Below are 23,814 nucleotides of genomic sequence, written 5' to 3'. Positions count from 1 at the left end.
CTCCCATAAACTTCCGGCGCGCGGCACGCCAGTCACATCACCGCAGGTTGACCCGCAATACAGCAGCCGAGGCGAAAGGCAAAAGCGCGATCGTGCCGCAGGTCACCGCCCCCAGGAGCGCCAGCGGGGTCGCGACGGAGAGCCCCTCGGCCCCGCGCCGCGCGACCTCGGCGCCGAAGATCAGCACCGGCACGTAGAGCGGCAGGACAAGCAGCGACAGGAGCAGCCCGCCCCGCTTGATCCCCACCGTCAGCGCCGCGCCGAACGTGCCGATGACCGAAAGCGCGGGCGTGCCGATCGCCAGGCTGACGACAAGCCACCCGTAGCCCTCGCCGCGCAGGTTGAGGAGCACGCCCAGCACCGGCGCGGCGATGACCAGCGGCAGGCCCGTGGTCAGCCAATGCGCCAGCGCCTTGACCGAGACCGCCGCCTCCAGCGGCAGGGGCGCGGTGGCGATGAGGTCGAGCGAACCGTCCTCCCGGTCGAGCGCGAGGATACGGTCGAGCGACAGCAGGCAGGCCAGCAGCGCGCCGATCCAGAGGATCCCCGGCGCGATCCGGGTCAGCAGCGCCGTCTCGGGGCCGACGGCGAAGGGCACCAGCACCACGACGATCAGGAAGAACGCGAGGCCCAGCCCGAAACCGCCCCCGGCCCGGACCGCCAGTTTCAGATCGCGGACGAGCAGCGCCTTCACAGGAAGTCCTCGTCACCCGTCACCACACGCCGCGGGCGGAACCGCGCCACGTCCAGCACCTCGGCTTCCAGCCCCAGCTCGATATGGGTGGCGATCACGGCGAGCCCGCCACCCGCCAGATGCGCGCGCACGGCTCGGGCGAACATCCCGACAGCCTCCGCGTCGAGCGAGACGGTCGGTTCGTCCAGCACCCAGACCCGGCGCCCGGTGACCAGCAGCCGCGCCAGCCCGAGCCGCCGCTTCTGCCCGGCCGAAAGTGCGCCCGCCGGCCGGTCGGCCAGCGGGCCGAGCGCGAAGGCCTCGAGCGCGGCCCCGACCGCGTCCACACGGTAGAGATCGGCCCAGAACCGCAGGTTCTCCTCGACCGTCAGCACCGCCTTGATCCCGTCCGCATGCGCGGCATAGACCATCGCCTCCCGGTCGAGCGAAATCCGGCCCCCGCGCGGCGGCTGCAACCCGGCCAGTGTCCGCAGCAGCGTCGTCTTCCCCGCCCCGTTCGGCCCCCGCAGCACCAGCGCATGACCGCACGCCAGCCGGAAGCAGACCCCTTCCAGCACCGCCATGCCGCCGCGTGCGACGGACAGATCCTCGACAATCAGCTCCATGACGCCGGACCTAAAGGAAAACCCCGTGCCGGGAAAGAGTGTCCGCCTGCTTCCTCTTGCCATAAATATCCCCGCCGGAGGCATCGCCCGAAGCGGGCTCGATGCCCGCTTCGGGCGACCCCCCGGGCGGCGTCCGGAGGACGGCGCAACCCGGATTTGCGCCGCCGTTCCGGCGTCGCCCGGGTGAAGCTCCGAAACGGGCATCGAGCCCGTCTCGGAGCTTGCCTCCGGCGGGGATATTTATGGCAAGAGGAAGGCGGGCCCGATCAGACCGGGATCAGGGCAGCGGCGACGCGGCGGCCTTCCGAGAGCAGCACGTTGAAGGTGCGACAGGCGCTTGGCGATGCCATCGGCTCGACGCCGATCCCGGCCTCCTCGAGCGTCGCGCGCAGCGCGGCAGGGACCGGCGCGATCTCGGCCCCGGTGCCGAGGAAGAGGACGTCCACCTGGCGGGCGAGCGCGGTCAGTGTCGCGACGTCCTCGAACCCGCCCCAGCTCTCGACGGAATCGGCGGTCACGAGAAGCGGACCCGCGTGGACCTCGCCACCCACGCGGAAGAACCCCGGGCCGTAGCCGTCGATCGGGCGGGCGCGGCCGTAGTCGATTTCGCTCATGCGCATGGCCTGTGCTCCCTTCGCGACGTCAGGCCCCGGCCGCGGCGCGCCGCGCCGGGGCCGTCCCGTCAGGCATCGATATTGGCGAACTGGTTGCCTTCGGTGTTCGAGGGCTTCGTCCAGTCGCGCTTCACGCCCAGCCAGAGGACGATGTTCTTGGCGACGTAGACCGAGGAATAGGTCCCGACCACGATGCCCCAGGTGATCGCGAAGACGAAGCCCCGGATCACGTCGCCGCCCAGGACCAGCAGGGCGATCAGCGCAAGCAGGGTCGTGCCCGAGGTCATGATCGTCCGGCTGAGCGTCTCGTTGACCGAGAGGTTCATCACCTCCATCAGCGGCATGGTCTTGAACTTCCGCAGGTTCTCCCGCAGCCGGTCGAAGATCACCACCGTGTCGTTGATCGAGTAGCCGATGATCGTCAGCAGCGCCGCGATGGTCGCGAGGTCGAACCGGATCTGGAGCGCCGAGAAGATCCCGATGGTCAGGATGACGTCATGGAACAGCGCCGCGACGGCGCCGACCGAGAACTGCCATTCGAAGCGCAGCCAGATGTAGAAGAGGATCGCCGCCATCGCCAGCCCGACCGCGATGAAGGCGGTCTGGATCAGCTCGCCCGAGACCTTCGGCCCGACCGATTCCACCGAGGTGAACCGGATCGTCGGGTCGATCTCCTGCAGCGCGGCCAGCACCGTGTCGACGGTCTCGCCCGAGACGCTCTCCTGCCCCTCCTGGGCCTGGATGCGGATCATCGCGACATGGTGGTTCGCGTCGAAGGAGGGATCGAAGACCTCCGAGATCGAGACGTCGCCCAGTTGCAGCGGCGCGATGGCCTCGCGGTAGTCGCCGACCGTCACGGCGCTCTCGGACTGGGTCCGGATCGTCGTGCCGCCGCGGAAGTCGATGCCGAAGTTCAGCCCCATCACCGCCCAGCAGACGATCGAGAGGATCATCAGCACCACGGAGGCGCCGAAGGTGACGCGGCGCGCCTTGAAGAAGTCGATGTGGGTTTCGGCGGGAACAAGTCTCAAACGCATCTCACACCTCGATCGTCTTGGGCCGCGCCCGTTCGAACCACATCACGACGAAGAGCCGCGTCACCCAGATCGCCGTGAAGACCGAGGTCACGATACCGATCCCCAGCGTCACCGAGAAGCCCCGCACCGGACCCGAGCCCATCACGAAGAGGATCACCGCGACGATGAAGGTCGTGATGTTCGCGTCCACGATGGCCGAGAGCGCGCGTTCGTAGCCCAGCTCGATGGCGCGGGCCGGGCCGCGGGCGGTCTTCAGCTCCTCCCGGATGCGCTCGAAGACCAGCACGTTGGCGTCGACCGCCATGCCGATGGTCAGCACGATCCCGGCGATCCCCGGCAGGGTCAGCGTGGCCCCGATGGCCGAGAGCAGGCCGAAGATCAGCGCCACGTTCACCAGCAGCGCCACGTTGGCGAAGAAGCCGAAGAGGCCATAGCTCAGCCACATGAAGCCCAGCACCAGCACGAAGGCCACGGCGCAGGCGATCTTGCCGGCCTGGATCGAATCCGCCCCGAGTTCGGGCCCGATGGTCCGTTCCTCGAGGAAGTCGAGCCCTGCCGGCAGCGCGCCCGCGCGCAGCAGGACGGCGAGGTTGGTGCTTTCCTCGACCGAGAAGTTCCCGGTGATGATGCCCGACCCGCCCGGGATGTGGCTCTGGATCACCGGCGCCGAGATGACCTCGTCATCCAGCACGATCGCGAAGGGCGACCCGATGTTGGCCCCGGTGTAATCGCCGAACTTGCGCGCCCCTGCGGGGTTGAAGCGGAAGGTCACCGCGGGCCGACCGTTCTGGTCGAAGCTCGGCTGCGCGTCCACCAGTTCCTCGCCGGTGACGACGGGCGCCTCCTCGAGGATGTACCAGACGCCCTCCTCGTCCAGCGACGGCAGGACTTCCTGCCCCGGCTGCACCGCCTGATCGGCGCTGTTGGCACGGCCCGCGACGGGCTGGAAGGTCAGCTGGGCGGTGGTGCCGATGATGTCCTTCAGCTCGGAGGCCGATCCCAGCCCCGGCACCTGGATCAGGATCCGGTCCGAGCCCTGGCGCTGGATGGTGGGTTCACGGGTGCCGACCTCGTCGATCCGGCGGCGGATGATCTCGAGCGACTGGCGCACGGTGCGCTCGTCGGTCGCCTGCTTTTCGGCCTCCGAGAGGGTCACGACCAGCTGGTCGCCCTCGGCGCGGACCTCGATGTCGTTGGCGCCTGCCCCGCTGAGCGACGTCACCGGACGCGCGAGCCCCTGCACGAGGCGCACCGCCTCGTCCATGGCGTCGGCATTGGCGATGCTGATGCGCAGCTCGTCCGGGGCGCCGTCCTGCAGACGGATCGCGCCGACACTGTCGCGGGCATCGCGCAGCACGTCGCGAATCTCGGGCCAGAGGCCCTTCATCCGGCCTTCGTAGACGTCCTGCACCCGGACCTCGGCCAGCAGGTGCGCGCCGCCGCGCAGGTCGAGACCGAGGTTCACGAGGTTCGAGGGCAGGTAGTCCGCCCAGCCCTCCGCGGGCTGGCCCGCGGCCACGGCGTCATTGTAGCGTTCCACCCGCGGGTAGAAGGCGTTCGGCAGCGCCATGACCAGGCCGGCAACGATGACCAGCCAGATCAGGACGCGCTTCCAGGTTTCGATGTGAAGCATGTTGCGCGTCCCGTTCCGCTCAGGACTTCGCCGGTTCGGTCTTGCTCCGGACATGGGCGAGGGTCGACTTGATGACCCGGACCTTCACGCCCTCGGCGATCTCGATCTCGAGCTCCTCGTCCTCGCGCACCTTCACGACCTTGCCGACGATCCCGCCCTGGGTGACCACCTCGTCGCCGCGGCGAACGTTGTTCACCATCTGCTGGTGCTGCTTGAGCTTCTTCTGCTGCGGGCGAATGAGAAGGAAATACATGATCACGAAGATCAGGATAAGCGGCACGAATTGCGCGATGGCGTTCCCGTCCATGGGGCCTCCTTGAGGTTCGGCGGGGACCCCCCGCGAAAGTTTGGCGGAACCTATGTGTGGAAGGGGTGGAATGCAAGGCGGGAAGGGGCCTGCCGCGGGGAGAGGCAGGCGTGGCGGAGTGTCGCCTTCCGGGGGCGCGGACGGGCGGCCTCCCGGGTCTCCGGAGAGCTGCCCGCATGAGATCCCCGGGGCGGGCCCGAGGATGACGGCCCCCAGCCCGCACCCTCATGGTCCGGCCCGAGAGCACGACCGCCCGCCGCGCGCCGCTCGGCCCGGGCCCCGGGCTTTCCGCCCGCACCGTTTACCCCCTCCCCCTTTCCATGCATAACCGCCGCACGAATCCGACCCACGAGGGAGACAGAAGATGCACGACATTCGCCAGATCCGCGACAACCCGGCTGCCTTCGACGCCGCGCTTGCCCGCCGTGGAGCCTCGGCCCTGTCGTCGGACATCCTCGCCCTCGACGAGGCGCGCCGCGCGAAGATCCACGCGGCCGAGACCGCACAGGCCGCGCAGAACGCCGCCTCCAGGCAGGTCGGCGCCGCCAAGGCGAAGGGCGACGAGGCCGAGTTCGAACGGCTCCGCGCGCTGGTCGCCGACACCAAGGCGCAGGTCGCCGCGCTGAACGACGAGGCCAAGGCGCTCGACGCGCAGCTCACCGATCTTCTGATGGGCATTCCGAACCTGCCGCTGGACGACGTGCCGGACGGCGCGGACGAGGCCGACAACGTCGAGATCCACCGCCACGGCACGCCCCCCGCGCTCGAGTTCGCGCCGAAGGAGCATTACCAGCTGCCCGGCGTGATCCCCGGCATGGATTTCGAGGCCGCGGCCAAGCTCTCGGGCGCCCGCTTCGTGGTGCTGAAGGGCGCGGTGGCCCGCATCCACCGGGCGCTGGCGCAGTTCATGCTCGACACCCATGTCGACGAGAACGGCCTGACCGAGACCTGGACCCCCGTGCTGGTGCGCGAGGAGATGATGGTCGGCACCGGCCAGCTGCCGAAGTTCGGCGAGGACAGCTACCGGACCGAGGACGGCTGGTGGCTGGTCCCGACCGCCGAGGTGACGCTGACCAATCTCGTCAACGACGAGATCGTGGACGAGGCCTCCCTGCCCCGCCGGCATGTCGCGCACACCCAGTGCTTCCGCTCCGAAGCGGGCTCGGCGGGCCGCGACACGGCGGGCATGCTGCGCCAGCACCAGTTCGAGAAGGTCGAGATGGTCTCGATCACCCATCCCGACCAGTCGCTGGCCGAGCTCGACCGGATGACGGCCTGCGCGCAGGGCATCCTCGAGAAGCTGGGCCTCGCCTACCGCACCGTGGTGCTCTGCACCGGCGACATGGGCTTCGGCGCGCGCCGCACCCACGACATCGAGGTCTGGCTGCCCGGTCAGGACACCTACCGCGAGATCTCCTCGGTCTCGCTCTGCGGCGACTTCCAGGCGCGGCGGATGAACGCCCGCTTCCGTCCCGCGGGCGGCGGCAAGCCCGACTACGTCCACACGCTGAACGGCTCGGGCCTCGCCGTGGGGCGCTGCCTGATCGCGGTGCTCGAGAACGGCCAGCGCGCGGATGGCTCGGTCGTCCTGCCCGAGGTGCTGGGCCCCTATCTCGGCGGCAAGCTGACCCTGACGGCGGACGGCACGCTCGCTTGATCCGGACAGGCGTTCCGTGCGTTAACAAAGCATGGAACGCATGAAAGCCATCTTGGTCCTGACCGCCGCGATCGCGTTTGCCGTCGCGCCGCTCATCTCGCCGCCCTTCGCGGGCTACCGTCCCGACCAGTTCCCGGTCCCGCAGCCGGACCCGCTGATCCAGCCGCCCGGCTGGACCTTCTCGGTCTGGCTGGTGATCTACGCCTGGCTGATCGTCAGCGCCGTCTACGGGCTGACGCAGCGCGCCGAGGATGCGGGCTGGGACCGGACGCGCTGGCCGCTCTTCCTCAGCCTCTGCTTCGGCACCGCATGGCTGCCGGTGGCCACCGTGTCGCCCTTCTGGGCCACGGTGCTGATCTGGGCAATGCTGGCCTGCGCCCTGGCCGCCCTGCTCCGCGCGCCGCGCGATGAGAACATCTGGCTCGCCGCGCCGCTCGGGCTCTTCGCGGGCTGGCTGACGGCAGCCGCCTGCGTGTCGCTGGCGATCACGCTGACGGGCTTCGGCGCGGGCAGCCAGCCGCTCCTGCACCCGATCCTGCTGGGCGTCGCCATCGTGATCGGCGCCGTGACGCTGCTGCGCCGGGCCGAGCCATTCTACGCCCTCGGCCTCGGCTGGGCGCTGATCGGCGTCTTCGCGGCCAATATCGCGCCGCCGCAATGGGTGATGATGGGCCTCGCCACCCTCGGCCTCGTCCTGCTCGCCATCCTCACCTTCCCCGGCCGCCGCACCACCTGAGGCGGGCACACCGGAACAGGCGTCCCGAGGGGGCAGAGCCCTCCCTCGGGCGCCTCTCGGCGAAGATCGCGCGATCCCGGCCGCAACCACGCCCGAGGGGCGCGTCGCCTCACCGCTGGCAGATCAAGGCATGCGCGGCAGCGCGCAATTGGATCAGGCCCGTTCCCGGAGCAGGTCGGCCGCCTGCAGCGCGAGCGGCTTCAGCCCCGCGCCCCCGGCATCCACATGCGCGAGCAATGCCACCCGCATCCGCGGCTCCCAGAAATCCTTCAGATGCGCCGCCACGCGCTCCGCGCCGTCGTTGCCCGGCTGGGTCTCGAAGAAGGTGGCGATCTGGTTCGCCATCCGCACCAGTTTCTCAGGCGACATCGTCCCCTCCTGCAATCCGCTCCGCCCCGGACCAGAGCTCGAAGCCGCCGTCCCGCGCCACCGCCGCCAGCGTGAGGCCCGCGCCCGCCGCCACCTCGACCGCCAGCGTCGTCGGCGCCGAGACGGCCACGATCGCCGGGATCCCCGCCATCGCGCATTTCTGCACCATCTCGACCGAGACCCGGCTGGTCAGCACCGCCGCCCCCGCGCCCGGGTCCGCACCCTCCCGCGCCAGCGCCCCGATCAGCTTGTCGAGCGCATTGTGCCGCCCGACGTCCTCGCGCGCCGCGACGATCCCCCGCCCCGGCACGAGGAACCCCGCCGCATGGACCGCCCGGGCACGGTCGTGCATCGGCTGGAGCGCGCGCATCGCCTCGGGCGCGCCCGCGATCTCGTCCGCCGCAAAGACCGGCCCCGGCCCGACCGCAGGCACCGCCCGCAGCGCCTGATCGAGACTGTCGATCCCGCACATGCCGCAGCCCACGGGCCCCGCCATGAAGCGCCGCCGCGCCGCCAGCGCCTCGGCCCGGTCGGGGGCGAGCCAGAGCCGCAGCTCGGTCCCGCGATCCTGCTCCGCGATCTCCAGGCTCTCGATCTGGCCTAGGTCCGTGACGATCCCCTCCGTCAGGCAGAACCCGACCGCGAAATCCTCGAGGTCCGCCGGCGAGCACATCATCACCGCCACCGACGATTGCTGGGCCACGATGGCGACGGGCCGTTCCTCCGGCAGCACCCGCGTCGCGCCGAGCACCCGCCCGCCGCGCCACGCTTTCATCGAGGACGAAGCGACCCCCTTCATTCCGCCGCCGGGAGGATCCGCCGGGCCATCTCGGCCTGCGCGGCGTAATCCTCCTGCCATTCCGAAGGCCCGTTCGATTGCGAGACCTGCACCGCCGTCACCTTGTATTCCGGGCAGTTCGTCGCCCAGTCCGAGTAATCGGTGGTGATCACGTTGGCCTGCGTGTCCGGGTGGTGGAAGGTGGTGTAGACCACGCCCGGCGACACACGGTCCGTCACCAGAGCGCGGAGCGTCGTCTCGCCCGAGCGCGAGGCGATCTTCACCCAATCGCCGGTCTTCAGACCCCGGTTCTCGGCATCGTGCGGATGGATCTCCAGCTCGTCCTGGCCGTGCCAGACCACGTTCGCCGTCCGCCGGGTCTGGGCGCCGACGTTGTACTGCGACAGGATCCGCCCCGTCGTCAGCAGGAGCGGGAAGCGCGGCCCGGTCTTCTCGTCCGTCGCCACGTATTCGGTGACGATGAACCGCCCCTTGCCCCGGACGAAGCCGTCCACGTGCATCAGCGGGGTGCCCTCGGGATGCGCCGCGTTGCAGGGCCACTGGACCGAGCCCTTCTCCTCCAGCAGCGCGTAATCGACACCGGCGAAGGAGGGCGTCGTCTCCGCGATCTCCTCCATGATCTGCGCCGGGTGGGTATAGTGCCACTCCGCGCCCATGGCATTGGCCAGCGCCTGCGTCACCTCCCAGTCCTCGTAGCCGTTCCGGGGGGCCATCACCTTGCGCACCCGGTTGATCCGGCGCTCGGCATTGGTGAAGGTCCCGTCCTTTTCCAGGAAGCTCGAGCCCGGCAGGAAGACATGCGCGTAATTGGCCGTCTCGTTCAGGAAGAGGTCATGCACGATGACGCAATCCATCGCCGCGAGTCCGGCGGCGACATGTTTCGTGTCCGGGTCCGACTGCAGGATATCCTCGCCCTGGCAATAGAGCCCGCGGAAGGTCCCGTCGACGGCCGCGTCCAGCATGTTGGGGATGCGCAGCCCCGGCTCGGGGTCGATCTCCACGCCCCACAGGCTCTCGAAGATCTCGCGCACGTCGGCGTTCTTCACATGGCGATAGCCCGGCAGCTCGTGCGGGAAGCTGCCCATGTCGCAGGAGCCCTGCACGTTGTTCTGCCCGCGGAGCGGGTTCACCCCGACCCCCGGCCGGCCGATGTTGCCGGTCAGCATCGCGAGGTTGGCGATCCCCATCACGGTGGTGGAGCCCTGCGAATGTTCGGTGACGCCCAGCCCGTAGTAGATCGCCCCGTTTCCGCCCGTCGCGAAGGTCCGGGCGGCGGCGCGCAGCTCGGCCGAGGGGACGCCCGTGAGCATCTCGTTCGCCTCGGGCGCATGGCGCGGGTCCTTCACGAATTCCGCATAGGCGAGGAATTCGTCCCAGTCGCAGCGCTCGCGGATGAAGGCCTCGTCGAAGAGCCCCTCGGTCACGATCACATGCGCCAGCGCCGTCACCACGGCCACGTTGGTCCCGGGCCGCAGCGGCAGGTGATGCGCCGCCTGCACATGCGGGGATTTCACGAGGTCGATCCGCCGCGGGTCGATGACGATCAGCTTCGCCCCCTGCCGCAGCCGCTTCTTCAGCCGCGAGGCGAAGACCGGATGCCCGTCCGTCGGGTTGGCGCCGATGACGATGACCACGTCGGTGTGCTCGACCGAGTCGAAATCCTGTGTCCCGGCGGACGTGCCGAAGGTCTGGCCGAGGCCATAGCCGGTCGGGCTGTGACAGACCCGGGCGCAGGTGTCGGTGTTGTTGTTGCCGAAGACCGCGCGGGCGAGCTTCTGGACGAGGAAGGTCTCCTCGTTGGTGCAGCGCGACGAGGTGATGACCCCGATCGACTTCTTGCCATGGGCGTCCTGGATCCCGCGCATCTTCGTCGCGGCGAAAGAGAGCGCCTCCTCCCAGGAAACCTCCCGCCAGGGATCCTCGATCCGCTCCCGGATCATCGGGTTCAGGATGCGGTCCTTGTGCGCGGCGTAGCCATAGGCGAACCGGCCCTTCACGCAGGAATGGCCCCGGTTGGCCTTGCCGTGACGATAGGGGGTCATGCGCACCAGCTCGTCGCCGTTCAGCTCGGCCTTGAAGGAGCAGCCCACCCCGCAATAGGCGCAGGTGGTGATGACGGAGCGGTCGGGCGTGCCGAGCTCGGCCACCGATTTCTCCTGCAACGTCGCCGTCGGGCAGGCCTGCACGCAGGCCCCGCAGGAGACGCAGTCCGAGGTCAGGAAATCGTCCCCGGCGGCGCCGGCCGAGACCCGGCTCTCGAAGCCGCGGCCTTCGATCGTCAGGGCGAAGGTGCCCTGAACCTCCTCGCAGGCGCGGACGCAGCGGGAGCAGACGATGCATTTCGACGGGTCGTAGGTGAAATAGGGGTTGCTGTCGTCCTTCGGGATGTAGCGCGGGTTCGCCTCGCCCTCGGGCGCGCGCGCCCGGCGGTCGCCCTGCGCGAGGGTCCCGGAGGTGCGGGCGTAATGGTTCTCTCCCGCCGCGTAGCGCACGTCGCGCAGGCCCACCATGCCGGCCATGTCCTGCAGCTCGCAATCCCCGTTGGCCGAGCAGGTCAGGCAGTCGAGCGGATGGTCGGAGACGTAGAGCTCCATGACGCCGCGGCGGATCTTCTTCACCCGGGAGGACTGGGTGTGCACCACCATCCCCTCGGCCACCGGCGTGGTGCAGGAGGCGGGCGTGCCCCGCCGGCCCTCGATCTCCACCACGCAGAGACGGCAGGAGCCGAAGGCCTCGATATTGTCGCTGGCGCAGAGCTTCGGGATCCGCAGACCCATCTCGGCCGCGGCCCGCATGACCGAGGTGCCCTCGGGGACGGTGACCGCGAAACCGTCGATGGTGAGGCTGACGGGCGCGCCGGTCTTCAGCGGCGTGCCCATGTCCCAGTCCTTGGGCGGGAGGATGAAGTCTTTCATGGGTGGGCCTCCGGAAGGGTGGCGGGCGTGTACGGGGGTTCTGCCCCCGTCGCGATGCGCGACAGATCAAGGGTGTACGGGGGCTCTGCCCCCGTCGCGATGCGCGACAGATCTAGGGTGTACGGGGGCTCTGCCCCCGTCGCGGCAGAGCCGCGACTCCCCCGGGATACATGGACCAGAGGAAGGTGGGGACGCGGCGCGACAGGGCGGCGGTGGCGCATCACCCGTTCTTCCGCCGGGCGAGTTCGTGGGCGACAAGCGCATTCGCGTGGCCATGGCCGAGGCCGTGGTCCGACTTGAGCCAGGCGACGATCTCCATGTGGCGCTGGTCGTCCGCGCGTTCGCGGATCAGGGCGAGCCAGTGCTCGACCGGCTGGCCGTATTTCTTCTCGATCGAGGGGAAGTAGGAGGCGGGACCTTTGACCTTGTCGTTCATGACAGCATTCCGGGCCGGGAAACGGGATGGCGGGCGGGGCGATGTCCCCGCAGGGGACGAGCGGCGCGCGTCATTCCGCGGCCTCCCGTTCGGGGGCGAAATCCTCGGGCGCGAGGCGGAGGGCGGAGAGCACCGGGTAGGGGGTGAACCCGCCGAGCGCGCAGAGCGAGCCGTCGCGCATCGTCTCGCAGAGGTCCTCGAGCAGCGGGATCGCCGCGGCGTCGCCCGCGCGGATGCGGTCGATGGTCTCGACGCCGCGCACCGCGCCGATCCGGCAGGGGGTGCATTTGCCGCAGCTTTCCACCGCGCAGAACTCCATCGCGAAGCGGGCCAACTGTCCCATGTCCGCGCTGTCGTCGAAGACGACGAGGCCCGCGTGGCCGATCAGCCCGCCCTGCCCGTCGAATTCCTCGTAGCCGAAGGGGGTGTCGAACCGGTCCGGCCCGAAATAGGCGCCGAGCGGGCCGCCGACCTGCACCGCCTTGACCGGGCGCCCGGACCGCGTGCCGCCGCCGATCTCTTCGACGATCTCGCCGAGCGGCATGCCGAAGGCGGTTTCGAAGAGGCCGCCGCGGGCGACGTTGCCCGCGATCTGGAGCGGGATCGTCCCCCGCGACCGGCCAAGGCCGAAATCGCGGTAATGCGCGGCGCCGCGTTCGAAGATCACCGGGACGGTTGCCAGCGAGATGACGTTGTTCACCACGGTGGGCCTGCCGAAGGCGCCTTCGAGCGCGGGCAGCGGCGGCTTGGCGCGGACCACGCCGCGCCTGCCTTCGAGCGAGTTCAGCAGCGAGGTCTCCTCGCCGCAGACATAGGCACCGGCGCCCACCCGGATCTCCATGTCGAAGGCGCGGCCGGAGCCGAGGACGTCGCCGCCCAGGATCCCCGCGCCGCGGGCGATCTCCACCGCGCGGGTCATCACGGCGATGGCGTCGGGATATTCCGAGCGGAGGTAGACGAAGCCCGTCTCCGCCCCGGTCCCGAGCCCGGCGATCGCCATGCCCTCGATCAGCGAGAAGGGATCGCCCTCCATCAGCATCCGGTCGGCGAAGGTGCCGCTGTCGCCCTCGTCGGCGTTGCAGACGATGTACTTGCGGGGGCCTCCGGCCTTGCGGACCGTGTCCCACTTGATGCCGGTCGGGAAGCCCGCGCCGCCACGGCCGCGCAGCCCGCTTTCCGTCACCTCGGCGACGATCTCCTCGCCGGTCATCCCGAGCGCGCGGCGGAGGCCGGCAAGGCCGCCATCGGCGCCGTATTCCACGAGCGAGAGCGGATCGATCCGGCCGCAGCGGGCGAAGGTCAGGCGGGTCTGTTTGGCGAACCAGGGGATCTCCTCGACAAGGCCGAGGGCCTTCGGATGGTCCCCGAACCCGACGTCGAAAAGGGCCGCAACCTCGCCCGGCAGCAGCGGGCCGAAGCCCTTGCGGCCCTCGGGCGTCTCGACCTCCAGGAGCGGCTCCAGCCAGATCATGCCGCGGGTGCCGGTGCGGGTCAGCTCGACCTCGATCCCGCGGGCGGCGGCCTCGCGCAGCACGGCCGCGGCGACGGCCTCGGCGCCGAGCGCCTTCGCGGCAGCGTCGGCGGGGAGCCTGAGCCGGAGCCTCATGCCGCGCCCTCCGCCAGGAGCGCGTCGAGCCGGGCGGCGTCCACCCGACCGTGCAGCGTGCCGTCGAGCTGGACCGCGGGCCCGCAGGCACAGAGACCGAGGCAATAGACCGGCTCGAGCGTCACCCTGCCGTCGCCCGAGGTCTCGCCCCAGCCGAGACCGGTGAGCCGCTGCGCCGCCGCCTCGAGCGCGGCCCCGCCCTGCGCCTGGCAGGCTTCGGCGCGGCAGATGCGCAGGGTGCGGGCGCCCGCGGGGGCCTTGCGGAAATCGTGGTAGAAGGAGATCACGCCATGCACCTCGGCCCGGCCGAGGTTCAGCGCCTCGGCGATCCGGGTGACGGAGGCTTCGGGAATGTGGCCGAACGCCGCCTGCAGGGCATGCAGGATGGGCAGCATCGGCCCTTCGAGATGGACATGCGCGGCGATGATGCGGTCGATCTCGGCGGTGTCGGGGGAATGTACTGGCATGGCGGCCTCGGACGAGGTGGCTGGTTCGCCCCCCTTCTGCGCCGCATCACGCGGTGAATCAATATCGCAATTCCGTCAGTTGATAGATAATATCTATCAAACCGCCAGCCGCCCGCCCGCCTCGATCAGCGCCTCGAGCACCGGCGTATGGGGTTCGCGCCACGGCGCGATCAGCCCCACGGCATGCGCCCCCCTGCCCCGGATCGGCACCGAGGTCACCCGGCGCCCGGCGGCCAGGAACTCCGCCATCTCGCGCGGCAGGATGGTGGACCAGCCGCCGGTCGCCACGTGGCTCATCAGCACGACGGTGGAGTTCGATTCCACCCGGACCTCGGGCACGACACCCGCCTCGAAGAGCCGCTGGTTCACGATCCGGCGGTTCTGCATGTCCGGGGTCAGCAGGCAGAGGGGCAGGCCCGCCAGATCGCCCCACTCCACCGCGGCGCGCCCGGCCAGCGGCGCATCCGACGGGCAGACGAGGTGATATTCCTCGCGGTAGAGCGGCACGCTGACCATCCGCCCGAGGGGTTCGTTGTCGAGATAGGTCACACCGGCATCCGCCTCGAGGTTCTCGATCATCGACACGATCTCGACCGAGGAGCGCGACAGGATCGAGACATGCACCCCCGGATGCGCCGCACAGAAGCTCGAGGTCAGCCGGGCCGCGACGGTGAGCGCGGTCGGCACGACGGCGATCCGCAGCGTGCCGGCCAGCCCCTCGTGGACCGCGCGCATCTCTTCGCGGAGCGTGCGGGCGTCGCCGACGATGCGGCGCGCCCAGTCGAGCGCGCGGGCGCCTTCGGGTGTGAGCCCGCCGTAGCGCGAGCCGCGCCAGACGAGCTGGACGCCGAGCTGGGATTCGAGCTGCTTGATGCCGGCCGAGAGCGTGGGCTGGGTGATGCCGAGGCTTTCGGCCGCGCGCCCGAAATGCTGCTCGCGCGCGAGGGCGATGAGCATTTCGAGCTTGTCGATCATGGGTGCGCGCCGGGGTGGAGAGGTGGCAGGGGGGCCAGCCCCCCGCCGGCCTGCGGCCGACTCCCCCCGGGATATTTCCGGCAAGAGGAAGCGGGCGACCGGCGGGTCATCTCAGCCGCGGGACCCGTGCGCCGGCTTGCCGAGGTGCTTGCGCAGGCGCGAGGGGGTCGATTTCTTCCTGCCCTTGTAGGGGTTGGCGGCGCCCTGCCCGCGCAGCGTCAGGCGGATCGGCGTGCCGGGCATGTCGAACGTGTCGCGCAGGCCGTTCACCAGGTAGCGTGTGTAGCTGGCGGGCATCTTGTCGGGATGCGAGCACATCACCACGAAGCCCGGCGGCCGGGTCTTGGCCTGGGTCATGTAGCGAAGCTTGATGCGGCGGCCCTGCGGCGCGGGCGGCGGGTGCTGTTCCAGCATCCCCGTCAGCCAGCGGTTGAGCTGCCCGGTGGTGACCCGGCGGTTCCAGGTCTCGTGCGCCTTGACGATGGCCTTGTGCAGCCGGTCGAGGCCGCGCCCGGTCTTGGCGGAGACGGTGACGAGGGGCGCGCCGCGCAGCTGCGGGAGCAGGCGGTCGAACGCCTCCTTCAGGCCGGCGAGCTTGGCCTGGCGATCCTCCTCGAGGTCCCATTTGTTCACGGCCACCACCACGGCGCGGCCCTCGCGTTCGGCGAGGTCGGCGATGCGGAGGTCCTGCTGTTCGAAGGGGATGGCGGCGTCGAGCAGGACGACGACCACCTCGGCGAATTTCACCGCGCGGAGGCCGTCGGAGACCGAGAGCTTCTCGAGCTTCTCCTGCACCTTGGCCTTCTTGCGCATGCCCGCGGTGTCGAAGATCCGCATCGGCACGCCCTCCCAGTCGATCGGGAGCGAGATGGAATCGCGGGTGATCCCGGCCTCGGGACCGGTCAGCAGGCGGTCCTCGCCGATGATCCGGTTGATCAGCGTCGACTTGCCCGCGTTCGGACGGCCCACCACGGCGACCTGCAGGGGGCGCCGCGCGGAGGGGCGCCAGGCTTCCTCCGCCTCGCGGGCCGCCTCGGCGGAGAGCTCTTCGGCCTCGTCCTCCTCGACGGTGATGTCGGTGCGGGGGGCCTCTTCCTCGGCCGCGGCGGCTTTCTCGGCGAAGCCGTCGGCGATCGGCATCAGCGCGGCGTAGAGATCGGCCATGCCCTCGCCATGTTCGGCCGACAGGCGCACCGGCTCGCCGAGACCCAGACCGTAGGCCTCGAGCACGCCCGCATCGGCCGCGGACCCCTCGCCCTTGTTGGCCCCGAGCACCACGCGGGGGGCGCGCTTGCGGAGGATCTCGGCGAAGACCTCGTCCGTGGGGGTCACCCCGGCACGGGCGTCGATCAGGAAGAGGCAGACGTCGGCCATGTCCACCGCCCGCTCGGTCAGCTTGCGCATCCGGCCCTGCAGGCTCTCGTCCGTGGCCTCCTCGAGCCCCGCGGTGTCGATCACGGTGAACTTCAGGTCACCCAGCCGGGCCTCGCCCTCGCGCAGGTCGCGGGTCACGCCGGGCTGGTCGTCGACCAGCGCCAGCTTCTTCCCGACCAGCCGGTTGAAGAGCGTCGATTTGCCGACGTTGGGACGGCCAACGATGGCGAGGGTGAAGGACATGGCTCAGACTCCGCTTCTGCCGAAGCGCCCCGATACACCATTCGCCCGGCCGCGGAAAGCGCTCAGCGATAGGCCAGCAGCTTGCCGTCGGCCGATACCACATAGAGCGTGCCGCCCGCGACCACCGGATCGGAGGTCGCGCCGCCGGGGATCTCGATGCTGCGGACCAGCGCGCCGTTGGTCGGATCGAAGAACCGCAGCTGGCCGTCGTTCGAGGCGACGATCACCCGTCCGCCCGCGACGACCGGCCCGTAGTGACCGAAGATCTCGGCCTGCTTGCGGGGCCGCGCGCGGGTGAAGAAGGGCAGTTCCGTGCCCCAGATCCGCTCGCCGGTCGCGGCGTCGAGGCGCACGAGCTCGTTGCGGTCCGAGATCAGGAAGACCGAGCCGCCGATCACGGTCACCGGCGAGAGCGGGCCCTCTCCGGCGGTCCATGCGGGTTCGCCGTTGCCGAGCCCGATCGCGGCGAGCCGCCCCGACAGGGTGCCCGCGTAGACCGTGTCGCCGACCACGACCGGATCGCCCGAGACGGCGTTGACGTTGGCGCGGGCGACGCCGGGGCGGCGGCCCGCGACGACGTTGTCCCAGCGGCGCAGGCCGCCCTCGCGGAAGGCCGCGGTGATCTCGCCCGAGGCATAGGGGAAGATGACGAAGGTGTCGGTGACCGCCGGGGCCGAACCGCCGACCAGCGCGTTGATCGTGGGCGCCGAGGCAAGCTGCCAGCGGATGCGGCCGTTGCCCGCGTCCACCGCCCAGCCGGTGCCGTCCCCGCCGACGAGGTAGACCACGCCGTTCATGTAGGTCGGCGCGCCGTTGCCGACCGAGTCGAGCTTCTGCTGCCAGAGGATCGCGCCGGTCGCGGCATCCATCGCGGTCAGTTCACCGAAGCCCGAGGTCGCGAAGAGCTTGCCGCCGCCGAGCGCCAGCCCGCCGCCGACCGCGTCGGTCGCCCCGTCGCGCGCCGGCACGAGGCTGCGGGACCAGAGCGTCTGGCCCCCGGTCGAGGTCGCGGTGACCTGGCTTTCGGAATCCATCGCGTAGATGCGGCCGCCCGAGACCACCGGATCGGCGGTGATGCGCTGGCGGCGCCCGTCACCGGCCCCGATCGGCGCGGACCAGATCAGCTGCGGTGCGGCCGAGAGCGCGGGGTGCGTGTTGCGCGTCGCGGGCGTGCCCGGCCCCTGCAGCCACGCGGCGTTCACGGAGGGTGCCGGCAGGCGGATCGGGACGGCACGGTTCGGCGCCTGCGCCTCGTCCGGGCCCTCGGTCTGCAGGACGGCGCGGGGATCTTCCCGCTTGCCGGGCAGCAGAACCTCGTTCTCGCCGCAGCCGGCGAGCAGGATCAGCGAGCCCACGAGCCCCGCCCTGAGCCCGAACCGCAGGTGCGCGCCAAGCGGCGCGCGCGAAAGTACCCCTGCCTCAGCCATGTATCGCGGCCCCTCTTTAGTCATTGACCGGTTCGGCCGTATCCTCGGCCGCCGGGTCCTCGCCGAGCGCCACCATCAACTGAGACACGCGCTGACGCAAGCCCGAGGTCACCTCGGCGTCGCTGCGCACGGACTCGAGCACCTCGACCGCCTGTTCCGTGTCGCCTTCCGCCACGTAGGTCAGCGCAACCTGCTCCAGCGCGAGCAGCCGCAGGGGCGCGCCGGGGGCGGCGAGCGCCTCGTAGCCGGCGCGAAGCTCGGCGGGCTCCATCGCGGCGGCGTTCATGCCGAGCGCCTTGAACCGGGCGAGGTCGCGGTAGATGCGCGGCAGGTCCTCGCGCTCTGCGACCGCCATCAGACGGTCGGACGCCTTGGCGGGATCGCCCGCGCTGGCCGCTTCCGAAGCCTCCAGCAGCGCCACGACGGCCTCCTGCCCGGCGCTGTCGGTCTCGACCGCGTTCAGCGCCGCGACGCGTTCCTCGGCGCTGTCCTGATCCAGAGCGTTGAGCAGCGCATCGCCGAGCGCCTCGGCCGAGGCGCGCTCCTGCGACTTGCGGTATTCGTTGTAGGCCGCACCACCGACGATGAGCAGCACGAGGACGATGGCGATCCAGCCGAACCGCTTCATGGTCGCGAACAGGCGGTCGCGGCGGACTTCCTCGGTGACTTCCTCGATGAAGCTGTCAGACTGGCTCACGCGGCGTTCTCCCCTGATTTCGGGCCTCTCTTAACCTGTTGACCCGGCCCTGCCAATACCTGCCCAGAGGGCGCCCGCCCGATGCGCACGGCCTTGCGCGGCGTTGCAGAAATGTCTAATCTGAACAGAATGGTTTAGAAATGCCCCGGCCCGGCCTTGCGCCGCGTCATCCACCTCATATTTCGGGCCGTAATACGTCCTGGCTCCTCGATAACTCCGGATTAGCACATGCGCCTGCTCCCTGTCCTTACGGCCATCGTGGTCGCAGCGGCCCTTGCGGTTGCAATCCTCTACCGCGACGCGCTGGTGGCCTTCGCAAACGGGGCGAGCTTCGAGGAAGCGGTCGAGATCGCCGAGGGCAGCACGCCGCCGCCCGCGGAAACCGAACAGCCCGCCACGCAGGACGCCGCCGCGGCGCCCGCGGAAACCGAGACCCCGGAGGCGGCCGCGGAGACGCAGAAGCCCGTGGGCGTGGTGGCGATCCGCTCTGCCGCACGCGAGATCGACGGCGCCGTCGTGCTGCGCGGCCAGACCGAGGCCGCACGCCAGGTCGAGGTCCGGGCCGAGACCTCCGGCCGGGTGGTCTCGGACCCGCGCCGCAAGGGCTCCGAGGTCGCCGCGGGCGACGTGCTCTGCGAGCTCGACCCCGGCACCCGTGAGGCCTCTCTCTCCGAGGCGCAGGCGCGGCTGTCCGAGGCGCGCGCCTCGGTTCCGACCTCGAAGGCCCGCGTCGAAGAGGCGAAGGCCGGGCTGGATGAAGCGCGCATCAACCTGAACGCCGCGCAGAAGCTGTCCGAGGGCGGCTATGCCTCCGAGACCCGCGTCGCCTCGGCCACCGCGGCGGTGCGCTCTGCAGAGGCCGGACTGGCCTCGGCCGAATCCGGGCTTTCGACCGTGACCTCCGCGATCCAGGCCGCCGAGGCCGGCGTGGCATCGGCCGAGCGCGAGATCGACCGGCTGACGATGGAGGCGCCCTTCGGGGGGCTCCTGGAATCGGATACCGCCGAGATCGGCTCGCTGCTGCAGACCGGCGGCCTCTGCGCCACGGTCATCCAGCTCGATCCGATCAAGCTCGTGGGCTACATCCCCGAGACCGAGGTCGACCGCGTGACGCCCGGCGCCCGCGCCGGCGCGCGGCTTGCGGCGGGCGGCCGCGAGGTCATCGGCGAGGTCACCTTCCTCTCCCGTTCGGCCGATCCGCAGACCCGCACCTTCCGGGTCGAGATCACGGTCCCGAACGGCGACCTCTCGATCCGCGACGGCCAGACGGTCGAGATCGGGATCGAGGCCGCGGGCGCCAAGGCGCACCTGCTGCCGCAATCGGCCCTGACGCTCGACGACGACGGCACGCTCGGCGTGCGCATCGTGGGCGCGGAGAACATGGCGGAATTCGTTCCCGTCGACGTGATGCGCGACACCGCGCAGGGCATCTGGCTGACCGGCCTGCCCGACCAGGCCGACGTCATCATCATCGGACAGGAATACGTGGTCACCGGCGTCCCCGTGGCACCGACCTATCAGGAGCCGACCCAATGACCGGAATCGTCGACTGGGCCGCTTCGCGCGCCCGCATGATCCTGGCCTTCATCGTGCTCTCGCTCGCCGCGGGAGCCTATTCGTATGTGAACCTGCCCAAGGAGGGCGAGCCCGACATCGAGATCCCGGCGCTCTTCATCTCGGTCCCCTTCCCCGGCATCTCGGCCGAGGATGCCGAGACGCTGCTGGTCAAGCCGATGGAGACCGAGCTCGCCGATCTCGACGGGCTCGACAAGATGACCTCCACCGCCGCCGAGGGCTATGCCGGGGTCGCGCTGGAATTCGAGTTCGGCTGGGACAAGACCAAGACCATGGCCGACGTGCGCGACGCCATGTCGACGGCGGAGTCGAAGTTCCCGGCCGGCTTCGACAAGTACTCGGTCAACGAGATCAACTTCTCCGAATTCCCGATCATCATCGTGAACCTGACCGGCAAGGTGCCGGAACGCACGATGACGAACGTCGCCAAGGCGCTGCAGGAAAAGGTCGAGGCGCTCGACGCGGTGCTCGAGGCCGGGATCGCCGGCAACCGCGAGGAGATGGTCGAGGTCATCATCGACCCGCTGCGGCTGGAATCCTACAACGTCACCGCGGACGAGCTGATCTCGGTCGTGACCAACAACAACCAGCTCATCGCCGCGGGCGAGATCGAGAGCGAGGGCGGCACCTTCTCGGTCAAGATCCCCGGAAGCTTCGACGAACCCCGCGACATCTATGCGCTGCCGGTGAAGCGCAACGGCGACCGCACCGTCACTCTGGGCGAGCTGGCCGACATCCGCCTGACCTTCGAGGACCGCAAGGGCACCGCCCGGTTCGACGGGGAACCGACGGTCGCGCTGCAGGTCGTCAAGCGCAAGGGCTACAACCTGATCGATACCGTGAACGAGGTGAAGCAGGTCGTCCGCGACGCCTCCGCCGACTGGCCCGAGGAGCTGCGATCCGCCGTCAACGTCGGCACGTCCAACGACCAGAGCCGGGTGGTGGGCTCCATGGTCCAGCAGCTCGAAGGCTCGGTCCTGACCGCCATCGCGCTGGTGATGATCGTCGTGCTGGCCGCCCTCGGGCCGCGCCCCGCCCTGCTTGTCGGCTTCGCGATCCCGACCTCCTTCCTGCTCTGCTTCGTCCTGCTCGGGATCATGGGCATCACGATCTCGAACATCGTCATGTTCGGCCTGATCCTCGCCGTCGGCATGCTGGTCGACGGCGCGATCGTCGTCACCGAATACGCCGACACCCGCATCGCCGCGGGCACCGGCCCGATGCACGCCTATGTCGAGGCCGCCAAGCGGATGTTCTGGCCGGTGATCTCGTCCACCGCGACCACGCTCTGCGCCTTCCTGCCGATGCTCTTCTGGCCCGGCGTCGTGGGCGAGTTCATGGGGATGCTCCCCGTGACGCTGATCTTCGTGCTCTGCGCCTCGCTGATCGTCGTGATGATCTACCTGCCGGTCGTCGGCGGCGTCTCGGGCCGGATCTCGCGCGCCTTCGGCCGGGCCTCGGCCTGGATGCAGCGCCGCCTGCCCTGGCTCGTCCGCGCCGCGCTCGTGCCGGTGGCGATCTACGCGATGTTCCTCGGCGCGATGCTCTCGATCAACCCGGGCTACCTGACCGGCACCGACGAGATCTCGCAGGGCCCGCTCGCGCACCTGCCCGGCCTCGTGCTCTTCCTCGCCGCCTGCGCCTTCGCCTCGATCACGCTCGGGTCGGCCAAGCTCCACTGGCGCCGGTCCCGGATCCGTGCGGGCCACCGCCGGACCCCCTTCGGCTGGTTCATCAAGGCGCTCACCGCCAACCCGGTGATGCCGCTGGTGACCATCGCGGCCGTCGTCGCCTTCGTGGTGATGACCTTCACCACCTACGGGGCCAACAGCAAGGGCGTCGAATTCTTCACCGAGAGCGAGCCCGAACAGGCCATCGTCTATGTCCGCGCCCGCGGCAACCTCTCGCTCGCCCAGAAGGACGCGCTGGTGCAGCAGGCCGAGGCGATGGTGCTCGACCATCCCGGCGTCCTTTCGGCCTTCGCCTTTGCCGGCGAGGGCGGGCTCGACACCAACACCGGCGGCGCGCAACCGCCGCTCGACACCGTGGGCCAGATCCAGCTCGAGATCGTGCCGTGGGAGGACCGCAAGGACCGCTCCGAGCTCGACGGCGACGTCGTCCTGGCCGAGCTCACCGAGCGTCTCGAGACGATCCCCGGCATCAAGGTCGAGATCCTGAACGCCGCCATGGGCCCGGCCTCGGCCAAGCCGCTGCACCTGCGGGTGAAGGGCGACAACTGGGACGAGCTGATCGCCGCCACCCAGAAGGTCCGCGCGAAGTTCGACGAGACCCGCGGCCTGACCCTGGTCGAGGACACGCTGCCCCTGCCCGGCATCGATTGGCAGATCGACGTCGATGTCGAGAAGGCCGGCCGCTACGGCGCGAACGTGGCCGTCGTCGGCGCCATGGTCCAGCTCGTGACCCGGGGCCTGCTGCTCGACACGATGTCGGTGGACAGCTCCGACGAGGAGGTCGAGATCCGCGTCCGCCTGCCCGAACAGGACCGGGTCCTGGCCACCCTCGACAGCCTCAAGGTGCGCACGCAGGACGGCCTCGTGCCGCTGTCGAACTTCATCACCCGCGAACCCGTCGCGAAGCTCGCCCAGATCAAGCGCATCGGCCAGAAACGGTTCTTCGACATCAAGGCCGGCGTCGCGCCCGGCCTGACGGTCGAGGGGCCCGGCGGGAACGAGGCGCCGATGACCCCGGCCGAACGGATCGAGACCCTCTCCACCTGGCTCGAGACCGAGGCGGACCTGCCCGCGGGGATCGAGTGGGAATGGACCGGCGACATGGAGAACCAGGCCGAATCCGAACAGTTCCTGATGACCGCCTTCTCCGCCGCGCTGGCGCTGATGTTCATCATCCTGCTGGCGCAGTTCAACTCGTTCTACAATTCGGTGCTGGTGCTGCTGGCGGTGGTGCTCTCCACCGCCGGGGTGCTGATCGGGATGCTGGTGATGGACCAGGCCTTCTCGATCATCATGACCGGGACGGGGATCGTCGCGCTGGCCGGCATCGTGGTGAACAACAACATCGTGCTGATCGACACCTACCAGGAATATTCCGGCTACATGCCCCGGATCGAGGCGATCATCCGCACCGCCGAAGACCGGCTCCGCCCGGTGCTGCTGACCACGATCACCACGATGGCGGGCCTCGCCCCGATGATGCTGGGCCTCAGCCTCGACTTCTTCGGCGGCGGCTATTCGATCGACAGCCCGACCGCGCTCTGGTGGAAGCAGCTGGCCACGGCCGTCGTCTTCGGCCTCGGCATCGCGACGGTGCTGACGCTGGTCTTCACGCCCTCGATGCTCGCGCTGCGGGTCTGGGCCGGCACCTACCTCCGCTGGATGGCGCGCCTGCTCGCCCGCCTCTCCTTCGGCCGCGGCAGCCGCGCCGCCGAGGATTGGGCGCTCCGCCGCGCCGCCCGCCGGGTCAGATCGCCCGAGATCATCTGGGACGACGACGGCCCCGAGGCCCGGATCGTCGCCCAGGGCACGGGCCGGCTGAAGGCCGCCGAGTGAGAACCCCGGCGCCGCGCCCGGAACAGGCGTGGCGTCCCCTGCTTCCTCTTGCCATAAATATCCCCGCCGGAGGCCGGCGCGGGCCGGGCTCGATGCCCGGGCCGCGCCGCGCGAGGAGGAG

Annotated in this window: 20 protein-coding genes; 4 read left to right on the top strand and 16 right to left on the bottom strand. The window is 70.1% G+C overall.

Annotated elements, in window-relative coordinates:
* Positions 1-37 precede the first annotated feature (37 nt).
* From ccmB to yajC, 6 genes are all read right to left on the bottom strand, one after another.
* On the bottom strand, positions 38-694 hold the full coding sequence (gene ccmB, locus Q344_RS0119985; RefSeq protein WP_028288345.1) for a heme exporter protein CcmB: 657 nt from the start codon (positions 692-694) through the stop codon (positions 38-40).
* Positions 691-1,299: a heme ABC exporter ATP-binding protein CcmA gene (gene ccmA, locus Q344_RS0119980; RefSeq protein WP_028288344.1), complete on the bottom strand. Its 609-nt coding sequence runs from the start codon at positions 1,297-1,299 to the stop codon at positions 691-693. The genes ccmB and ccmA overlap by 4 nt, the downstream gene beginning before the upstream one ends.
* Positions 1,300-1,565: 266 nt before the next feature.
* Positions 1,566-1,919 carry an Mth938-like domain-containing protein gene (locus Q344_RS0119975; protein ID WP_028288343.1) on the bottom strand — a complete coding sequence of 118 codons (354 nt, stop codon included), beginning with the start codon at positions 1,917-1,919 and terminating at the stop codon, positions 1,566-1,568.
* A gap of 62 nt (positions 1,920-1,981) precedes the next feature.
* On the bottom strand, positions 1,982-2,950 hold the full coding sequence (secF, locus tag Q344_RS0119970) for a protein translocase subunit SecF (protein ID WP_028288342.1): 969 nt from the start codon (positions 2,948-2,950) through the stop codon (positions 1,982-1,984).
* Between the two features lies 1 nt (position 2,951).
* Positions 2,952-4,583 carry a protein translocase subunit SecD gene (gene secD, locus Q344_RS0119965; protein ID WP_028288341.1) on the bottom strand — a complete coding sequence of 544 codons (1,632 nt, stop codon included), beginning with the start codon at positions 4,581-4,583 and terminating at the stop codon, positions 2,952-2,954.
* A 19-nt stretch (positions 4,584-4,602) separates the two neighbouring features.
* Positions 4,603-4,890: a preprotein translocase subunit YajC gene (gene yajC / locus Q344_RS0119960; protein ID WP_028288340.1), complete on the bottom strand. Its 288-nt coding sequence runs from the start codon at positions 4,888-4,890 to the stop codon at positions 4,603-4,605.
* A 364-nt stretch (positions 4,891-5,254) separates the two neighbouring features.
* Here yajC and serS point away from each other — a divergent pair, with 364 nt between their 5' ends.
* Together serS and Q344_RS0119950 are read left to right on the top strand one after the other, a co-directional pair.
* A complete protein-coding gene (serS, locus tag Q344_RS0119955) occupies positions 5,255-6,547 on the top strand; it encodes a serine--tRNA ligase (RefSeq protein ID WP_028288339.1) in 1,293 nt (430 codons plus the stop codon).
* A 40-nt stretch (positions 6,548-6,587) separates the two neighbouring features.
* Entirely contained in the window at positions 6,588-7,283 is a 696-nt protein-coding gene (locus tag Q344_RS0119950; RefSeq protein ID WP_229669233.1) for a hypothetical protein, read from the top strand.
* A gap of 153 nt (positions 7,284-7,436) precedes the next feature.
* On the opposite strand, the gene Q344_RS0119945 is transcribed toward Q344_RS0119950, so the two are convergent.
* The 10 genes from Q344_RS0119945 to Q344_RS0119900 all read right to left on the bottom strand — a co-directional run bounded on the left by Q344_RS0119945 (position 7,437) and on the right by Q344_RS0119900 (position 18,591).
* Positions 7,437-7,652, bottom strand: a complete 216-nt coding sequence (locus tag Q344_RS0119945; protein WP_028288337.1) for a formate dehydrogenase subunit delta — start codon at positions 7,650-7,652, stop codon at positions 7,437-7,439.
* The gene (gene fdhD, locus Q344_RS0119940; RefSeq protein WP_036540102.1) at positions 7,642-8,451 is read right to left on the bottom strand and encodes a formate dehydrogenase accessory sulfurtransferase FdhD; all 810 of its coding nucleotides are present in this window, start codon (positions 8,449-8,451) and stop codon (positions 7,642-7,644) included. Before fdhD ends, Q344_RS0119945 begins: the two co-directional genes overlap by 11 nt.
* Positions 8,448-11,366 carry a formate dehydrogenase subunit alpha gene (gene fdhF, locus Q344_RS0119935; protein WP_028288335.1) on the bottom strand — a complete coding sequence of 973 codons (2,919 nt, stop codon included), beginning with the start codon at positions 11,364-11,366 and terminating at the stop codon, positions 8,448-8,450. Before fdhF ends, fdhD begins: the two co-directional genes overlap by 4 nt.
* A 220-nt stretch (positions 11,367-11,586) precedes the next feature.
* Positions 11,587-11,802 (bottom strand): DUF4287 domain-containing protein, encoded by a 216-nt coding sequence (locus tag Q344_RS0119930; protein ID WP_028288334.1) that lies wholly within the window; start codon positions 11,800-11,802, stop codon positions 11,587-11,589.
* 70 nt (positions 11,803-11,872) lie between these two features.
* Entirely contained in the window at positions 11,873-13,408 is a 1,536-nt protein-coding gene (locus tag Q344_RS0119925; RefSeq protein ID WP_028288333.1) for an NADH-ubiquinone oxidoreductase-F iron-sulfur binding region domain-containing protein, read from the bottom strand.
* A complete protein-coding gene (locus Q344_RS0119920; RefSeq protein WP_028288332.1) occupies positions 13,405-13,875 on the bottom strand; it encodes a formate dehydrogenase subunit gamma in 471 nt (156 codons plus the stop codon). The genes Q344_RS0119925 and Q344_RS0119920 overlap by 4 nt, the downstream gene beginning before the upstream one ends.
* 96 nt (positions 13,876-13,971) lie before the next feature.
* Complete coding sequence (locus tag Q344_RS0119915) at positions 13,972-14,850, bottom strand: LysR family transcriptional regulator (protein ID WP_028288331.1); 879 nt, start codon at positions 14,848-14,850, stop codon at positions 13,972-13,974.
* A 111-nt stretch (positions 14,851-14,961) separates the two neighbouring features.
* Positions 14,962-16,467 carry a ribosome biogenesis GTPase Der gene (gene der, locus Q344_RS0119910; protein ID WP_028288330.1) on the bottom strand — a complete coding sequence of 502 codons (1,506 nt, stop codon included), beginning with the start codon at positions 16,465-16,467 and terminating at the stop codon, positions 14,962-14,964.
* 62 nt (positions 16,468-16,529) lie between these two features.
* The gene (locus Q344_RS0119905; protein ID WP_084178509.1) at positions 16,530-17,894 is read right to left on the bottom strand and encodes an outer membrane protein assembly factor BamB family protein; all 1,365 of its coding nucleotides are present in this window, start codon (positions 17,892-17,894) and stop codon (positions 16,530-16,532) included.
* A gap of 16 nt (positions 17,895-17,910) precedes the next feature.
* On the bottom strand, positions 17,911-18,591 hold the full coding sequence (locus Q344_RS0119900) for a tetratricopeptide repeat protein (RefSeq protein WP_028288328.1): 681 nt from the start codon (positions 18,589-18,591) through the stop codon (positions 17,911-17,913).
* 228 nt (positions 18,592-18,819) lie between these two features.
* Between Q344_RS0119900 and Q344_RS0119895 the strand changes: the two genes are divergently transcribed.
* Together Q344_RS0119895 and Q344_RS0119890 are read left to right on the top strand one after the other, a co-directional pair.
* The gene (locus tag Q344_RS0119895) at positions 18,820-20,127 is read left to right on the top strand and encodes an efflux RND transporter periplasmic adaptor subunit (RefSeq protein WP_028288327.1); all 1,308 of its coding nucleotides are present in this window, start codon (positions 18,820-18,822) and stop codon (positions 20,125-20,127) included.
* Entirely contained in the window at positions 20,124-23,693 is a 3,570-nt protein-coding gene (locus Q344_RS0119890; protein ID WP_028288326.1) for an efflux RND transporter permease subunit, read from the top strand. Before Q344_RS0119895 ends, Q344_RS0119890 begins: the two co-directional genes overlap by 4 nt.
* Positions 23,694-23,814 lie beyond the last annotated feature (121 nt).

Source organism: Pseudooceanicola nanhaiensis DSM 18065, from assembly GCF_000688295.1.
GTDB lineage: Bacteria > Pseudomonadota > Alphaproteobacteria > Rhodobacterales > Rhodobacteraceae > Pseudooceanicola > Pseudooceanicola nanhaiensis.
Note: the sequence above shows the minus strand (reverse complement) of the source record. Positions and strands in the feature narration are given on the sequence as shown.

Bases quoted from the DNA above. Each gene is read 5' to 3' on its own strand.
- ccmA (WP_028288344.1), bottom strand. From the start codon at position 1,299: ATGGAGCTGATTGTCGAGGATCTGTCCGTCGCACGCGGCGGCATGGCG.
- Q344_RS0119975 (WP_028288343.1), bottom strand. From the start codon at position 1,919: ATGCGCATGAGCGAAATCGACTACGGCCGCGCCCGCCCGATCGACGGC.
- secF (WP_028288342.1), bottom strand. From the start codon at position 2,950: ATGCGTTTGAGACTTGTTCCCGCCGAAACCCACATCGACTTCTTCAAG.
- secD (WP_028288341.1), bottom strand. From the start codon at position 4,583: ATGCTTCACATCGAAACCTGGAAGCGCGTCCTGATCTGGCTGGTCATC.
- yajC (WP_028288340.1), bottom strand. From the start codon at position 4,890: ATGGACGGGAACGCCATCGCGCAATTCGTGCCGCTTATCCTGATCTTC.
- serS (WP_028288339.1), top strand. From the start codon at position 5,255: ATGCACGACATTCGCCAGATCCGCGACAACCCGGCTGCCTTCGACGCC.
- Q344_RS0119950 (WP_229669233.1), top strand. From the start codon at position 6,588: ATGAAAGCCATCTTGGTCCTGACCGCCGCGATCGCGTTTGCCGTCGCG.
- Q344_RS0119945 (WP_028288337.1), bottom strand. From the start codon at position 7,652: ATGTCGCCTGAGAAACTGGTGCGGATGGCGAACCAGATCGCCACCTTC.
- fdhD (WP_036540102.1), bottom strand. From the start codon at position 8,451: ATGAAGGGGGTCGCTTCGTCCTCGATGAAAGCGTGGCGCGGCGGGCGG.
- fdhF (WP_028288335.1), bottom strand. From the start codon at position 11,366: ATGAAAGACTTCATCCTCCCGCCCAAGGACTGGGACATGGGCACGCCG.
- Q344_RS0119930 (WP_028288334.1), bottom strand. From the start codon at position 11,802: ATGAACGACAAGGTCAAAGGTCCCGCCTCCTACTTCCCCTCGATCGAG.
- Q344_RS0119925 (WP_028288333.1), bottom strand. From the start codon at position 13,408: ATGAGGCTCCGGCTCAGGCTCCCCGCCGACGCTGCCGCGAAGGCGCTC.
- Q344_RS0119920 (WP_028288332.1), bottom strand. From the start codon at position 13,875: ATGCCAGTACATTCCCCCGACACCGCCGAGATCGACCGCATCATCGCC.
- Q344_RS0119915 (WP_028288331.1), bottom strand. From the start codon at position 14,850: ATGATCGACAAGCTCGAAATGCTCATCGCCCTCGCGCGCGAGCAGCAT.
- der (WP_028288330.1), bottom strand. From the start codon at position 16,467: ATGTCCTTCACCCTCGCCATCGTTGGCCGTCCCAACGTCGGCAAATCG.
- Q344_RS0119905 (WP_084178509.1), bottom strand. From the start codon at position 17,894: ATGGCTGAGGCAGGGGTACTTTCGCGCGCGCCGCTTGGCGCGCACCTG.
- Q344_RS0119895 (WP_028288327.1), top strand. From the start codon at position 18,820: ATGCGCCTGCTCCCTGTCCTTACGGCCATCGTGGTCGCAGCGGCCCTT.
- Q344_RS0119890 (WP_028288326.1), top strand. From the start codon at position 20,124: ATGACCGGAATCGTCGACTGGGCCGCTTCGCGCGCCCGCATGATCCTG.